The following is a 15,358-nucleotide window of genomic DNA, read 5'->3' as shown; positions in this document are numbered from 1 at the left end:
CGGGGGGGGGGGGGGGGGGGGCCCCAGCCACCCCGCCGCCACCCCCGCCCCGGGGGGGGGGTTTGGGGGTTGGGGGCGCCGCCCGGCGCGCGCCCGGGGGGGGGGGGGCGGGGCGGGCGCCCGGGGGGCGGCCCCCGCCGCTACCGGAAATGCTTCAATCCGCGCGCAATCCGCGCCACCGCCTCCTGCAATCGCGGCACCTCCTGGGTATAGGCCAGGCGCACGTGCTGGTTGGCACGATGGAAGCCGAAATCCAGGCCCGGGGTGAACGCCACGTGCTCGGTTTCCAGGAAATGCGCGCAGAATGCCTGCGCGTCGTCGGTGAATGCACTGACGTCGGCGTACAGGTAGAACGCGCCCTGTGGCTCGACTTCGATACGGAAGCCCAGCTCACGCAGTGCGGGCAGCAGGAAGTCGCGACGCTGGCGGAACGCGTCGCGGCGCTGCTCGAAGATCGCCATGGATTCCTCGCTGAAGCAGGCGAGCGCGGCGTGCTGGGCGATGCTCGAGGCGCTGATGTACAGGTTCTGCGCCAGCTTCTCCAGATCCGGTACTGCGGACGGCGGCGCCACCAGCCAGCCCAGCCGCCACCCGGTCATGCCGAAGTACTTGGAAAAACTGTTCAGTACGAATGCGTTGTCGTCCACCTGCAGCACGCTGGGCGCGTCCAGGCCGTAGGTCAGGCCGTGATAGATCTCGTCCACCACCAGGTGGCCGCCCCGCGCGTGCAGGGTCTGCGACAGTGCAGCCAGTTCGTCGGCGGAAAGCACGGTGCCGGTCGGGTTGGCCGGTGAGGCAACCAGCGCGCCGACGCTGTCGGCATTCCAATGCTGTTCCACCAGGGACGGCGTGAGCTGGTACGCAGTGTCCGGGCCGACCGGCACCAGCTGTGCGCCGCCTTCGACGAGGCGCAGGAAGTGGCGGTTGCAGGGGTAGCCGGGGTCGGCCAGCAGCCAGTGGCGGCCGGGATCGACCAGCAGGCTGCTGGCCAACAGCAGCGCACCGGACCCACCCGGGGTGACCAGGATGCGTTCAGGATCGATGTCCAGACCGTAGTGGCTGCGATAGAAACCGCTGATCGCCTGGCGCAGGGCCGGCAGGCCGCGTGCGGCGGTGTAGCGGGTATGGCCGGCGGCCAGTGCGGCCTGGCCGGCCCGCACGACCGGTTCGGCGGTAGTGAAGTCCGGTTCGCCGATTTCCAGGTGGATCACATCGTGGCCGGCCTGTTCCAGCGCCTGCGCGCGGGCCAGCAGGGACATCACATGGAACGGGGCGATTTCATGGCTGCGCCGGCTGTAGCCCGGCGTGTGGGGCAGGGTACTCATGGATCCATGGTACGCCGGTCGGCATGGCCCATGACGATCCGCAGGGTTGCCGCTTGGCTGCGATTGGGGTCAGATCCCTTTTCGGGAAAAGGGATCTGACCCCGCCGAAGACCATTGCATTGATGCGCCAGGAACCCTACTTCATGAAGTCCACCCTCTGCCTGTTGCTCGCCAGCCTGATGACCACGACTGCTACCGCCGCCACTCCGCCCGTTCCGCCGGACGCCGCCAGGCATCCGCACGTGGTCAAGGCGCCGTTCGGCGCGACCCGCAACGATGACTATTACTGGCTGCGCGATGACAAGCGCACGGACAAGGACATGCTGGCCTACCTGCAGGCCGAGAATGCCTACGCCGATCAGCTGCTGGCACCGCTGAAGCCACTGGAAGACACCCTGTACAAGGAGATCGTCGGCCGCATCAAGCAGGACGATTCCAGCGTGCCGGCGCGCGAGCGCGGCTACTGGTACTACAGCCGTTTCGAGACCGGCCAGGATTACCCCATCCACGCACGCCGCAAGGGCAGCATGGAGGCCGCCGAGGAAATCCTGCTGGACGTCAATACGATGGCTGCGGGCAAGGGCTACTTCAGCGTCGGCTCGATGGAGGTCAGCCAGGACAACCAGTTGCTGGCCTGGGCCGATGATGATGTCGGCCGCCGCCAGTACACGATCCGCTTCAAGGATCTGGCCACCGGCAAGGTGCTGCCCGATGTGATCACCGGCAGCTCCGGCGACCTGGTCTGGGCCGACGACAACCGCACCGTGCTGTATGTCGAGAACGATCCGGAAACGCTGCTCACCGTGCGCGTGAAGAAGCACGTGCTGGGCACTCCAGCCAGCGCCGACACCGTCGTCTACGAAGAGAAGGACGACAGCTTCTACATGGGCATCGGCCGCACCCGCGACGATCGCTTCATCACCATCGGCGTGCACAGCACGGTGTCCTCGGAAGAGCGCTACGCACCGGCCAGCGATCCGACCACCTTCACCGTGCTGGCCCCGCGCCAGCGTGACGTCGAGTACGACGCCGACCACTACGACGGCCGCTGGGTGATCCGCACCAACGACGGTGCGAAGAACTTCAAGCTGGTCACCGCACCGACCGATGCCACCTCGCGTGCGCAGTGGAAGGACTGGATCGCGCATGACGATGCGGTGTTCATCGAAGGCTTCGAGCTGTTCGACAGCTACACCGCCATCGCCGAACGTTCCGAGGGCCTGGAGCGCATCCGCCTGCTGTTCAAGGATGGCCGCAGCGACTACGTGAAGGCTGATGAGCCGGCGTACTCGATGGGCCTGGGCGACAACACCGAGGCCGACACGCCGTGGCTGCGCTACGTCTACACCTCGATGACCACCCCGACCACGGTGTTCGAGCTGAACACCGCCACCGGCGAGCGTCGCCAGCTGAAGGTGCAGCCGGTGATCGGCTATGACGCCTCGAAGTACGAAACCGACCGCGTCTGGATCACCGCGCGCGATGGCGTGAAGGTGCCGGTGTCGCTGGTCTACCGCAAGGGCTACCAGAAGGACGGCAAGGGCGCGCTGTTCCAGTACGCCTACGGCAGCTACGGCATGTCGATGGACCCGTACTTCAACCAGACGGCGGTGAGCCTGCTCGACCGCGGCGTGGTGTATGCCATCGCCCATATCCGCGGCGGCCAGGAAATGGGCCGCGACTGGTACGAGAACGGCAAGCTGCTGCACAAGCAGAACACCTTCAACGACTTCATCGACGTCACCCGCGGCCTGGTCGCACAGGGCTGGGCGGCGAAGGATCGTGTCGCCGCGTCCGGCGGCAGCGCCGGTGGCCTGCTGATGGGCGCGGTGGCCAACCAGGCCCCGCAGGATTACCGGGTGATGGTGGCGCAGGTCCCGTTCGTCGACGTGGTCACCACCATGCTCGACCCGACCATTCCGCTGACGACCAACGAATACGATGAGTGGGGCAACCCGGAGCAGAAGCCGTATTACGACTACATGCTGTCCTACTCGCCCTACGACAACGTGAAGCAGCAGGCGTACCCGGCGCTGTTCGTGGGTACCGGCCTGTGGGATTCGCAGGTGCAGTACTGGGAGCCGGCCAAGTGGGTGGCCAAGCTGCGTGATCACAACACCGGCCCCTACCCGATCCTGTTCCGCACCAACATGGAAGCCGGCCACGGCGGCAAGTCGGGGCGCTTCCAGCGCTACCGCGAGCTGTCCGAGTCGTACGCGTTCGTGCTGCAGCAGCTGGGCATCGCCCAGCCGTAACGGCGAAGGGGTGCCGGGCGTTGCCGGGCACCCCGAACCGTTATCCTTGCGGCCATGAGCCTGCCCGAGCCCTCCGCATCCCGCGATACCGCCACGCCACCGCGCGTGGTGCGTTTCCGCTGGGCGTGGTGGCTGCTGGCCTACGTCAGCCTGGGCACCGGCATCGTCGGCATCTTCGTGCCGGGCCTCCCGACCACCGTATTCATCCTGATCTCGGCGTGGGCTGCATCACGTGGGTCCGAACGCCTGCACACCTGGCTGCTGCAGCACCCGCGCTTCGGCCCGGCCATCGCCAACTGGCAGGCACATGGTGCGGTCAGCCGCTACGGCAAGTGGATGGCCACGATCACCATGGCGGTGTGCGCCTGCATCATGCTGTGGTGCGTGCCGGTCGCCTGGGTGAAGTGGTTCTCGATCGGCAGCATGACCGTGGTGGCGATCTGGCTGTGGACGCGGCCGTTGCCACCGCCCGCGGATTGAGCGCCTGCGGTAGTGCCGGCCGCTGGCCGGCAACCCGATTCCCTGCACGAACCGCTCAGCCGCCAATGGCTATACTCGGGGCATGAAGATCCCCCATCGAAACGCCATCCTGATTCCGCTGGCAGCGGCCTCGCTGCTGCTCCTCGCCGCCTGCGGCAACAAGGGCCCGCTGGTACTGCCGCAGAAGCCGGTGCCGGTGGAAGAAACCGTCGAACCCGCTGCCGAGCCCGCCACCGAGGCGACCCCGGCCGAGGGCCAGGGCGCCGTTGCCCCGGCCACGACCGTCGACCCGGCTGCAACGACCACCCAGCCGGCACCCGCGCCAGCGAAGAAGGCGGGCAGCGGGAATGAGTAAGGCCGGTTCCAGGGCCTTGCGCTTCAGCAAGATGCATGGCGCGGGCAATGACTTCGTAGTGATCGACCTGCGTGACGGCACTGCGCCGCCCACGCCTGAACTGGCCGCGCGCCTGGCCGACCGCCACACCGGCGTCGGCTGCGATCAGATCCTGACCATCGAGGCGCCGCGTGCGGAAGGCTCGGTGGCCTCGTACCGCATCTGGAACGCCGACGGTTCCAATTCCGAGCAGTGCGGCAATGGCGCGCGCTGCATCGCGGCCTGGCTGGTGCGCGAGGGCAGTGCGCAGGGCGATGCGTTCGTCATCGACAGCCCGCTGGCCAGCCATGAGGTGCGGGTGCTGGGCGAAGGGCAGTTTGCGGTGACGATGGGCGTGCCTGCTTTCGAGCCGGCCAACGTGCCGCTGATGGGCTTCGCCCACCCGCGCGAGGAATACCTGCTGCCGCTGCAGGGCGAGAGCGTCCGCTTTGCTGCGGTGTCGATGGGCAACCCGCATGCGGTGATCGAAGTGGGCCTGATCGATGCTGCACCGGTCGAGCGCGTCGGTGCGCTGCTGCAGCAGCACGCGTCGTTCCCGCGCTCGGTGAACGTGGGCTTCGCCCAGGTGATGGGCCCGGCGCACGCCCGCCTGCGTGTGTTCGAGCGCGGTGTCGGCGAGACCCTGGCCTGCGGCAGTGGCGCCTGCGCCGCCGCCGTGACCCTGATGCAGCGCGGCCGCCTGCAGCGCGATGCGCGCATCAGCCTGCCCGGAGGTGACCTGCGCATCCAGTGGCCGGGCGATGGCCAGCCGGTGGTGATGGCGGGCCCGACCGCATTCGTCTTCGAAGGGGAGTGGATGGCATGAACGAAACCGTCGACAAGCTCGGGGCCCATGAAGTCGCTGCCTGGTTGCGGCGGCATCCCGGCTTCCTCAAGCAGTTCCCGGACCTGGCCCTGACCCTGGTGGTGCCGCGCGATGACGGCCCGACCGCATCGCTGGCCAGCTACCAGCTGGAAGTGCTGCGCGAGAAGAACCGCGAGCTGGCACGACGGTTGGCCGACCTGGGCGCCACCGCACAGGTCAATGAACGCCTGGCAGTGCGCACGCACCAGCTGACCCTGGCACTGATGAAGCAGGACAACGCGGCCGATACCCTGCGCGCGATGGCCGCATCGCTGCAGGAAGACTTCGCCGGCGACCTGGTGCGGCTGGTGGTGCATGCGCCGGTGGCCGGGCTGGAACAGGCCGACTGGCTGCAGGTGATTGCTGCCGATGATCCGCAACTGGGCCCGTTCCGCGATTGCCTGAACGACGGCGAGCCGATCTGCGGCCGCCTGCAGCCGGAAAAGAATGCCGTCCTGTACGGCGTGCGCAGCGAGGAAGTGCAGACCACCGCGCTGCTGCCGTTGCCGGGCGTCGGCCTGATCGCGGTCGGCAGCCACGACCCGAACCGCTTCTACCCGGGCATGGGCACGCTGTTCCTGCGCATGATGGGCGACGCCCTGGCCACTGGCCTGAAGCGCTTCCACGACTGAGCAGGACCGGACGACGATGAGCGCGGTACAGGCCTTCCTGCAGCACCTGCAGGTGGAGCGGCGGATGTCGGCGCATACGCTTGACGCCTACCGCCGCGACCTGGACGCGCTAGCGGTCTGGGCCGAACCGCGTGGCGTAGCGGTGGAGGCGCTCGATGCCGATGCGTTGCGCCAGTTCGTCGCCGACGAGCATCGCCGCGGCCTGTCGGCCAAGAGCCTGCAACGCCGCCTGTCGGCCTGCCGCAGCTTCTATGCCTGGCTGCTCAAGCACGGGCGCATCGAGGTCAGTCCGGCAGCGACGCTGAAGGCACCGCGCGCGCCGCGCCGGTTGCCGCAGGTCCTTGACGCCGATGAGGCGGTGCAGCTGGTCGAACTGGAGCCGGAAGGTGACCTCGGCCGCCGTGACCGTGCGCTGCTGGAACTGTTCTATTCCTCCGGCCTGCGCCTGAGCGAAGTCTGCGCGCTGACCTGGCGCGACCTGGATTTCGACAGCGGGCTGGTCAACGTGCTGGGCAAGGGCAACCGCCAGCGCCGGGTGCCGTTCGGGCGGCCGGCACGCGAAGCGCTGCAGGCGTGGCGCGCGGAAAGTGGCGGTGGTCCGGCATCGCCGGTGTTCCCCGGTCGCAACGGGCCAATCAGCCAGCGTGCGGTGCAGATCCGCATCCGCCAGCTGGCGCAGCGCCAGGGCCTGTTCAAGCAGGTGCATCCGCACATGCTGCGGCACAGTTTCGCCAGCCACATCCTGGAATCGTCCGGCGACCTGCGTGGTGTGCAGGAGCTGCTGGGCCATGCCGACATCGCCACCACGCAGATCTATACCCACCTCGATTTCCAGCACCTGGCCAAGGTCTACGACGCCGCGCATCCGCGCGCCAAGCGTCGACGCAGCAATGAGGGCAGCGGAGAAAGCTGAACGTTGCCCCTGCGTCAGCCGGTCGCGGGTGGCTTGAAGGGCGCAGCGCAGTCCCCACCTCTGGTTCTGTCACCCCGGAGGCATCATGGACCCCAGTCAGAACCCCAACGTTTTCCACGCCACCACCATCGTCTGCGTCCGTCGCGGCGAGCACGTGGCCATTGCCGGCGACGGCCAGGTCACGCTGGGCCACACCGTGATGAAGGGCAACGCGCGCAAGGTGCGCCGCCTTGGCCGCGACGGCCAGGTGCTGGCCGGTTTCGCCGGTGCCGCCGCCGATGCCTTCACCCTGTTCGAGCTGTTCGAGGCCAAGCTGGAAAAGCACGGCCAGCTGCAGCGCGCTGCGGTCGAGCTGGCCAAGGATTGGCGCACCGAGCGCCGCCTGGGCAAGCTCGAAGCTCTGCTGGCAGTGGCTGACAAGGAAACCTCGCTGATCATCAGCGGCACCGGTGATGTGATCGAGCCGGAGGACGGCATCATCGCCATCGGCTCCGGTGGTTCCTATGCACTATCGGCCGCGCGCGCGTTGATGGCGCACACCGAACTGGATGCGCGCACCATCGCCAGCGAGGCGATCGGCATCGCCGGCGACATCTGCATCTACACCAACCGCAACGTGGTGGTTGAGGAGCTGTGACCGCTCTTCTGTAGTGCCGAGCCATGCTCGGCAGGGCTGCCCGTCAGCCGAGCATGGCTCGGCTCTACATGCATCTGAATCCGTGAGCACATCCATGTCGAAGATCGAAGTTTCCTCCGCCACCATGACCCCGCGCGAGATCGTGCAGGAACTGGACCGGCATATCGTGGGCCAGCACGACGCCAAGCGTGCCGTGGCCATTGCCCTGCGCAACCGCTGGCGCCGCATGCAGCTGGCGCCGGAGCTTCGCAATGAAGTGATGCCGAAGAACATCCTGATGATCGGCCCGACCGGTGTCGGCAAGACCGAGATCGCGCGCCGCCTGGCTACGCTGGCCAACGCGCCGTTCGTGAAAGTCGAAGCCACGCGCTTCACCGAAGTGGGCTACGTCGGCAAGGACGTCGAGCAGATCATCCGCGACCTTGCTGATACCGCGGTCAAGCTGTACCGCGAACAGGCCAAGGTGCGCGTGCGTACCCAGGCCGAAGAACGCGCCGAAGACCGCATCCTCGATGCGCTGCTGCCGCGTCGTAGCGGCGGCATCGGTTTCGATCCTGAAGTCGCCCGCAACGAACCGTCGGCGCAGGACAACGAGACCCGCATCAAGTTCCGCAAGATGCTGCGCAACGGTGAGCTGGACGAGCGTGAGATCGAGCTCGACCTGGCGGCCAATGTCAGCATGGACATCATGACCCCGCCGGGTATGGAGGAAATGGGCCAGCAGCTGAAGTCGATGTTCGCCAACCTGGGTGGCGGCGCGAAGGCGCACAAGCGCACGCTGACCATCAAGGCCGCGCGTCCGCTGCTGATCGAGGAAGAGGCCGGCAAGCTGGTCAACGAGGACGATATCCGCACTGCGGCGATCGAGGCCTGCGAGCAGCACGGCATCGTCTTCATCGACGAGATCGACAAGGTTGCCAAGCGCGGCGACAACGTGGGCGGTGGCGATGTCTCCCGCGAAGGCGTGCAGCGCGACCTGCTGCCGCTGGTGGAAGGCTCGAACGTGTCCACCAAGTACGGCACGATCAAGACGGACCACATCCTGTTCATCGCGTCGGGCGCGTTCCACCTGGCCAAGCCCAGCGACCTCATTCCGGAGCTGCAGGGCCGTTTCCCCATCCGCGTGGAACTGGGTGCGCTGAGCAAGGGTGATTTCGTGCGTATCCTGACCGAGCCGAAGGCTGCGCTGACCAAGCAGTACGAAGCGTTGCTGGCCACCGAGGGCGTCAAGGTCAGTTTCACCGCCGATGCCATCGAGCGCCTGGCCGAGATCGCCTTCCAGGTGAACGAGCGCCAGGAAAACATCGGCGCGCGCCGCCTGCATACGGTGCTGGAGCGCCTGCTGGATTCGCTCAGCTACGAGGCACCGGACCGCGATGGCGAAACCCTGGCCATCGACAGCGCCTACGTCGATGCACACCTGGGTGAGCTGGTGCAGGACCCGGACCTGAGCCGCTACATCCTGTAACGCCCGATCCGGTCGGATCCCTCGTCACGGCGAGGGCCCTGACTCCATCCACTGCAACAGAAAAGGCCGCCGCAGGGCGGCCTTTTGCGTTGGCGCTCAGCACGATTGCCGGGCGCGGTAGTCCTGCAGCACCTGGTCGATCACCGCGCTGGTGCGGGCAGCACTTACGCCGGTCGAGGGCGAACGGCCGCTGCCGCGCAACTCGTCCACCAGATGCGCGATCAACGGTTGCTGGATCGACGACGGGTTGGGGATGTCGAACGTCTGCACACCGGCTTCGGTCTCCAGCACCACCGGTACATCCTCGAAGGTGGCGAAACGCAGCTGGCCGCGGTCGCCGGTGATCTCGATCTCATCCTGGCGGCGGAACGCGCAGAAGCTCCATTGCGCGATGCCATGCACGCCTGGCCCGATGCGGAAGCACATGGAGACGCTGTCCTCGGCGGCGTAAGCGCCGGCCAATGAACTGGCCAGGCCGCGCACATCGCTCAGCGGACCCAATAGATGATCGAGCAGGTCCAAGGTGTGCGAGCCCAGATCGACGAACAGCCCGCCGCCGGAGATCGCGGGATTGGTCCGCCAGAAGTCCGGCGATGCGGCATTCACCGAATGCGGCCGATGCAGGGTGGCGCGAACGCTGCGCGGTGTACCGATCGCGCCGCTGTCCAGCAGCTGCTTCACCTGCGCGAATCGGGGCAGGGCGCGGCGGTAGTAGGCGACGAACACGGGCACGCCACGGCGTGCACTGGCTTCCAGGATGCGCTCGCATTCGGCGAGGTCCAGGGCCATGGGTTTCTCGATATAGACCGGCTTGCCCGCCGCAATCGCCTGCAATGCGTACTGCATGTGCGTGGAGGGCGGTGTTGCAACGTACACAGCGTTCACGTCCGGATCGCCGATCAGCGCGTCGGCATCCGTGTACCAGCGTGGCACCGCGTGGCGCCGCGCATAGTCTTCGGCCAATGCGGCATTGCGGCGCATGACCGCCGCCACCCGTGAGCCGGGTGTGGTGGCCAGGGCGGGGCCGCTCTTCTTCTCGGTGACGCTGCCGCAGCCGATGAAGCCCCACACCACGTTGTCCAGGATCATGCGTCTGTCCTCACATTGGGGCTGCGGTGGCCACAGCGACCCCGCTCATGCCTCGGGCAGCGGCTCGGGCACGGTGCCGGGAACGAACACGCCGTCCTTCACGTAGGCGGCCAGGGTCATGTCCAGTGCGAGCATGCCATCGCGCTTGAGGTCCATCAGTTCCGGTTCGACCATCGCACCGTGCAGTACGCCGAGCACGGTGGCGTGCAGCATGCGTGCGGCGATCTTCGGGTCTGCACCCTCGCGCAGCTGGCCCAGATCGCGGGCGCGGCGCAGGGCGCGCTCCATCCGGTCCAACGCATCGCGGAAACCGGCCTGCTGCATTTCGGTCAGCACCTTGGTGTCAGCCGACGCATCGCTGCGCAGCATGATCTCCATGGTCTTGCGCAGGCGCTCGTCCTCGGACAGTTCGATGAACGAGTGGATCATCACTGCGCGCAGGTCGTGCACCGGCGTGTCGCGCTGGTCGGTCGAGGTGCGCTCCAGCTCCTGCATGAAAGGCAGATGCACGCGCTCGACGATCGCGGCCTGCACCTCGCTCTTGTTCTTGAAGTGCCAGTAGACCGCACCGCGGGTATAGCCGGCGCGGGCACCGATCATCTCCAGCGTGGTACGGGCCACGCCGTGTTCATGGAAGCAGGCTTCGGCGGCGTCAAGGATGCCTTCCCGGGTTGCCTGGGTGTCCTCTTTGGTCTTGCGGGCCATGGATGGGTACGAGTGCGGGTGAAACGTGGCTGAATTGTACCGGTTTACAAACAAACAAGCATGTATGTATATTTCGCTCCCATCATTCCCGTCGTGTGCGTGGCAGGCCGGTCCGGCTTCCACTCCCCGCTGGTGAGCGTTGCCTGCTGGCGCTTTCGGCCTGTATCAGCGCGATTTGAGATTCCTTCCCCTAAGAGCCTTTCCGTCATGTTGCTGAGCCGAATCCGACCCTTTGCGCTGTCGCTGGCGATCGCCGCGACCGTGGCTGCCTGCGGCGGCCAACCCCAGGCCCCCGAGCAGGGCCCGGGTGACGTCACTGTGGTCACGCTGAAGTCCGAGACCGTGGGCCTGACCCGCGAACTGCCGGGCCGTACCAACGCCTTCCTGGTCGCCGAAGTGCGGCCGCAGGTCAATGGCATCGTCGCCAAGCGCCTGTTCACCGAAGGTGGCATGGTCAAGGCCGGCGAGCCGCTGTACCAGATCGAGGACGCCAGCTACCGCGCCCAGGCCAACAGTGCCCGCGCCCAGCTGGCCCGCGCCGAGGCCACCGCCAACGCCGCCCGGCTGAGCGCCAAGCGCATCACCGAGCTGGCCAAGGTCGATGCGGTCAGCCAGCAGGACCTGGAAAATGCCGTGGCCGCGCAGAAGCAGGCCGAGGCGGATGTCGGTGCCGCGAAGGCATCGCTGGACGCAGCCAACGTCACCCTGGGCTACGCCCGCATCACCGCGCCGATCAGCGGCCGCATCGGCAAGTCCAGCGTCACCCAGGGTGCGCTGGTCAGCGCCGGCCAGGCCAATGCACTGGCTACGGTGCAGCAGCTGGATCCGATCTATGTCGACCTGACCCAGTCCTCGGCCGAGCTGCTGCAGCTGCGCCGCGAACTGGCTGCCGGCCGCCTGCAGGACAACCAGACCCTGCCGGTCAGCATCCTGATGGAAGACGGCAGCACCTTCGAGCACAAGGGCACGCTGGAGTTCTCCGAAGTCAGCGTCGATCCGACCACCGGCAGCTTCGGCCTGCGCGTGAAGGTGGACAACCCGGACGGCCTGCTGATGCCGGGCATGTACGTGCGTGCGGTGATCGGCGGCGGCGTGCGCAGTGATGCCGTGCTGGTGCCGATGCAGGGCATCGCCCGCGATCCGAAGGGCGATACCACGGCGATGGTGGTCGGCAAGGACAACAAGGTCGAAGTACGCCCGGTCAAGGTCAGCCGCACGGTTGGCGACAAGTGGCTGGTCGAGGACGGCCTGAAGGCCGGTGACAAGGTCATCGTGGAAGGCCTGCAGAAGATCGGCCCCGGCATGCCGGTCAAGGCCACCGAAAAGGGCGACGTACCGGCCAAGCCGGCGGCCGCCGCCCAGCCTGCCGCCCCGGCCGGCGACGCGAAGTAAGCGGAGAACCCCATGGCACGCTTTTTCATCGATCGACCCATCTTCGCGTGGGTGATCGCCATCATCATCATGCTCGCCGGCGGCCTGGCCCTGTTCAAGCTGCCGGTCTCGATGTACCCCAACGTCGCGCCGCCGGCGGTGGAAATCAGCGCCACCTACCCGGGTGCATCGGCCAAGGTGGTCGAAGACTCGGTGACGCAGATCATCGAGCAGAACATGAAGGGCCTTGATGGCCTGATCTACTTCTCCTCCAACAGCTCGTCCAACGGCCAGGCCACCATCACCCTGACCTTCGAGAGCGGCACCAACCCGGACATCGCCCAGGTGCAGGTGCAGAACAAGCTGCAGCTGGCCATGCCGCTGCTGCCGCAGGAAGTGCAGCGGCAGGGCATCAACGTGGCCAAGTCCAGCTCGGGCTTCCTGAACGTCATCGCGTTCGTGTCCGAGAACGGCAGCATGGACGCCAACGACATCGCCGACTACGTCGGTTCCAATGTCGTCGACCGCCTCAGCCGCGTGCCGGGCGTGGGCAACATCCAGGTATTCGGTGGCAAGTACGCCATGCGCATCTGGCTGGACCCGAACAAGCTGCATACCTATGGCCTGTCCGTCGCGGAAGTGACTGCGGCGATCAAGGCGCAGAATGCCCAGGTGGCGATCGGCCAGCTCGGCGGTGCGCCGTCGGTGAAGGGCCAGCAGCTCAACGCCACCATCAACGCGCAGTCGCGCCTGCAGACCCCGGAACAGTTCCGCAACATCATCGTGCGCGGCGCGCAGGACGGTGCCGAGCTGCGCCTGGGCGACGTTGCCCGCGTCGAACTGGGTGCCGAGTCCTACGACTTCGTCACCCGCTACAACGGCCAGCCGGCCAGCGGCTTGGCGGTGACCCTGGCCACCGGCGCCAACGCGCTGGATACCGCCGCCGGCGTGAATGCTGCGCTGGAAGACATGAAGAGCTTCTTCCCGGCCGGGCTGAAGGCGGAGGTCGCGTACGACACCACCCCGTTCGTGCGCGTGTCGATCAAGGGCGTGGTGCAGACCCTGATCGAAGCGATCGTGCTGGTGTTCGTGGTGATGTACCTGTTCCTGCAGAACTTCCGCGCCACCCTGATCCCGACCATCGCCGTGCCGGTGGTGCTGCTGGGTACCTTCGGCGTGCTGGCCATGCTCGGCTTCTCGGTGAACATGCTGACCATGTTCGCGATGGTGCTGGCGATCGGCCTGCTGGTGGACGATGCCATCGTGGTGGTGGAGAACGTCGAGCGCATCATGTCCGAGGAAGGACTGTCGCCGCTCGAGGCGACCCGCAAGTCGATGGGCCAGATCACCGGCGCGCTGGTGGGCATCGGCCTGGTGCTGTCGGCGGTGTTCGTGCCGATGGCCTTCATGAGCGGATCCACCGGCGTGATCTACCGGCAGTTCTCGGCCACGATCGTCTCTGCAATGGCGTTGTCGGTACTGGTGGCGATCGTGCTGACGCCGGCACTGTGCGCGACCATGCTCAAGCCGTTGAAGAAGGGCGAGCATCATGTTGCCCACCGCGGCCTGGCCGGTCGCTTCTTCAATGGCTTCAACCGTGGATTCGACCGCACCAGCGAAAGCTACCAGCGTGGCGTGCGCGGCATCATCCATCGCCCGTGGCGCTTCATGGGCATCGTGGCGGCGCTGTTCGTGCTGATGGGCGTGTTGTTCGTGCGCCTGCCCAGCTCATTCCTGCCCAACGAAGACCAGGGCGTGTTGATGGCGCTGGTGCAGGCCCCGGTGGGTGCCACCCAGGAACGTACGCTGGAATCGATCGCGGCACTGGAAAACCACTTCCTGCAGAACGAGAAGGATGCGGTGGACTCGGTGTTCTCGGTGCAGGGCTTCAGCTTCGCCGGCATGGGCCAGAACGCCGGCATGGCATTCGTCAAGCTGAAGGACTGGAGCGAGCGTGACGCCAACAATGGCGTGATGCCGATCACCGGACGCGCGATGGCGGCCCTGGGCCAGATCAAGGATGCCTTCATCTTCGCCTTCCCGCCGCCGGCCATCCCGGAACTGGGCACCGCCTCGGGCTATACCTTCTTCCTGAAGGACAACAGCGGCCAGGGCCACGAGGCACTGGTGGCCGCGCGCAACCAGCTGCTCGGCCTCGCCGCCGGCAGCAAGAAGCTGGCCAACGTGCGCCCGAACGGCCAGGAGGACACGCCGCAGTTCCGCATCGACATCGACGCGGCCAAGGCGACCTCGCTGGGGCTGTCGATCGACCAGATCAACGGCACGCTGGCCGCCGCGTGGGGCAGCTCGTACATCGACGACTTCGTCGATCGTGGCCGCGTCAAGCGTGTGTTCGTGCAGGCCGACCAGCCGTTCCGCATGGTGCCGGAGGACTTCGATCTCTGGTCCGTGAAGAACGACAAGGGTGAAATGGTGCCGTTCAGTGCCTTCGCTACCAAGCACTGGGATTACGGTTCGCCGCGCCTGGAACGCTACAACGGTGTGTCGGCCATGGAAATCCAGGGCGAACCGGCCCCGGGTGTCGCCTCCGGTGATGCCATGGCCGAGATCGAACAACTGGCCAAGCAGCTGCCGGCGGGCTTCGGCATCGAATGGACGGCGATGTCATACCAGGAGCGCCAGGCTGGCTCGCAGACGCCACTGCTGTACACGCTCTCGCTGATGATCGTATTCCTGTGCCTGGCCGCGATGTACGAAAGCTGGAGCGTGCCGACCGCAGTGCTGCTGGCGGCCCCGCTGGGCATCCTCGGCGCGGTGCTGGCCAATACCTTCAAGGGCCTGGAACGCGATATCTACTTCCAGGTGGCGATGCTGACCACGGTGGGCCTGACCAGCAAGAACGCGATCCTGATCGTGGAGTTCGCCAAGGAGAACCTGGAGAAGGGCGCAGGCCTGATCGAATCGATCATGCATGCCGTGCGCGACCGCCTGCGTCCGATCGTGATGACCTCGCTGGCCTTCGGCATGGGCGTGGTACCGCTGGCGATTTCCACCGGTGCCGGTTCCGGCGCCAAGCAGGCGATCGGCACCGGCGTGCTCGGCGGCATGATCGTCGGCACCGTGCTCGGCGTGTTCTTCGTGCCGCTGTTCTTCGTGGTGGTGCAGCGCGTGTTCAAGCGCAAGACCGCCGAGTGATGAAATCCGGTAGCGCCGGGCCATGCCCGGCGGATGCCTCACCGCGTAGCCGCCGGGCATGGCCCGGCGCTACCACCGTGCGGCGTACG

The 15,358-nt window shown here is 66.8% G+C and carries 13 protein-coding genes; 10 read left to right on the top strand and 3 right to left on the bottom strand.

Going from position 1 to position 15,358, the window contains the following annotated elements; genetic code table 11:
- Positions 1 to 140 precede the first annotated feature (140 nt).
- Entirely contained in the window at positions 141 to 1,325 is a 1,185-nt protein-coding gene (locus tag RCF13_RS13950; protein ID WP_061479706.1) for a pyridoxal phosphate-dependent aminotransferase, read from the bottom strand.
- A 143-nt stretch (positions 1,326 to 1,468) separates the two neighbouring features.
- On the opposite strand from RCF13_RS13950, the gene RCF13_RS13945 reads away from it, so the two are divergent.
- From RCF13_RS13945 to hslU, 8 genes are all read left to right on the top strand, one after another.
- Positions 1,469 to 3,580 carry a S9 family peptidase gene (locus RCF13_RS13945; RefSeq protein WP_134968367.1) on the top strand — a complete coding sequence of 704 codons (2,112 nt, stop codon included), beginning with the start codon at positions 1,469 to 1,471 and terminating at the stop codon, positions 3,578 to 3,580.
- A 54-nt stretch (positions 3,581 to 3,634) separates the two neighbouring features.
- Entirely contained in the window at positions 3,635 to 4,060 is a 426-nt protein-coding gene (locus tag RCF13_RS13940; protein WP_061479705.1) for a YbaN family protein, read from the top strand.
- Positions 4,061 to 4,142: 82 nt separating this feature from the next.
- Positions 4,143 to 4,415, top strand: a complete 273-nt coding sequence (locus RCF13_RS13935; protein ID WP_134968366.1) for a lipoprotein — start codon at positions 4,143 to 4,145, stop codon at positions 4,413 to 4,415.
- Entirely contained in the window at positions 4,408 to 5,259 is an 852-nt protein-coding gene (dapF, locus tag RCF13_RS13930) for a diaminopimelate epimerase (protein ID WP_061479703.1), read from the top strand. Before RCF13_RS13935 ends, dapF begins: the two co-directional genes overlap by 8 nt.
- The gene (locus RCF13_RS13925) at positions 5,256 to 5,930 is read left to right on the top strand and encodes a DUF484 family protein (RefSeq protein ID WP_134968365.1); all 675 of its coding nucleotides are present in this window, start codon (positions 5,256 to 5,258) and stop codon (positions 5,928 to 5,930) included. The genes dapF and RCF13_RS13925 overlap by 4 nt, the downstream gene beginning before the upstream one ends.
- 16 nt (positions 5,931 to 5,946) lie before the next feature.
- Entirely contained in the window at positions 5,947 to 6,843 is an 897-nt protein-coding gene (gene xerC, locus RCF13_RS13920) for a tyrosine recombinase XerC (protein WP_134968364.1), read from the top strand.
- A gap of 85 nt (positions 6,844 to 6,928) precedes the next feature.
- Positions 6,929 to 7,480, top strand: a complete 552-nt coding sequence (gene hslV / locus RCF13_RS13915) for an ATP-dependent protease subunit HslV (RefSeq protein ID WP_005411093.1) — start codon at positions 6,929 to 6,931, stop codon at positions 7,478 to 7,480.
- 94 nt (positions 7,481 to 7,574) lie between these two features.
- A complete protein-coding gene (gene hslU, locus RCF13_RS13910) occupies positions 7,575 to 8,948 on the top strand; it encodes an ATP-dependent protease ATPase subunit HslU (RefSeq protein ID WP_026347094.1) in 1,374 nt (457 codons plus the stop codon).
- Positions 8,949 to 9,044: 96 nt separating this feature from the next.
- Here hslU and RCF13_RS13905 read toward each other — a convergent pair whose 3' ends face one another.
- Positions 9,045 to 10,037, bottom strand: coding sequence for a Gfo/Idh/MocA family oxidoreductase (locus RCF13_RS13905; RefSeq protein WP_134968363.1), 993 nt, complete (start codon positions 10,035 to 10,037; stop codon positions 9,045 to 9,047).
- A gap of 45 nt (positions 10,038 to 10,082) precedes the next feature.
- Positions 10,083 to 10,742, bottom strand: a complete 660-nt coding sequence (gene smeT, locus RCF13_RS13900) for an efflux transporter SmeDEF transcriptional repressor SmeT (protein WP_308141266.1) — start codon at positions 10,740 to 10,742, stop codon at positions 10,083 to 10,085.
- A 207-nt stretch (positions 10,743 to 10,949) separates the two neighbouring features.
- On the opposite strand from smeT, the gene smeD reads away from it, so the two are divergent.
- Positions 10,950 to 12,134: a multidrug efflux RND transporter periplasmic adaptor subunit SmeD gene (gene smeD / locus RCF13_RS13895; RefSeq protein ID WP_134968362.1), complete on the top strand. Its 1,185-nt coding sequence runs from the start codon at positions 10,950 to 10,952 to the stop codon at positions 12,132 to 12,134.
- A gap of 12 nt (positions 12,135 to 12,146) precedes the next feature.
- Positions 12,147 to 15,269, top strand: a complete 3,123-nt coding sequence (gene smeE / locus RCF13_RS13890; RefSeq protein ID WP_308141265.1) for a multidrug efflux RND transporter permease subunit SmeE — start codon at positions 12,147 to 12,149, stop codon at positions 15,267 to 15,269.
- Positions 15,270 to 15,358 lie beyond the last annotated feature (89 nt).

This window comes from Stenotrophomonas maltophilia group sp. RNC7, from assembly GCF_030910085.1.
In the GTDB taxonomy this organism is placed as follows: Bacteria; Pseudomonadota; Gammaproteobacteria; order Xanthomonadales; family Xanthomonadaceae; genus Stenotrophomonas; species Stenotrophomonas sepilia.
The sequence above is the reverse complement of the archived record's forward strand: the minus strand, read 5'-3'. Positions and strand labels throughout refer to the sequence as shown.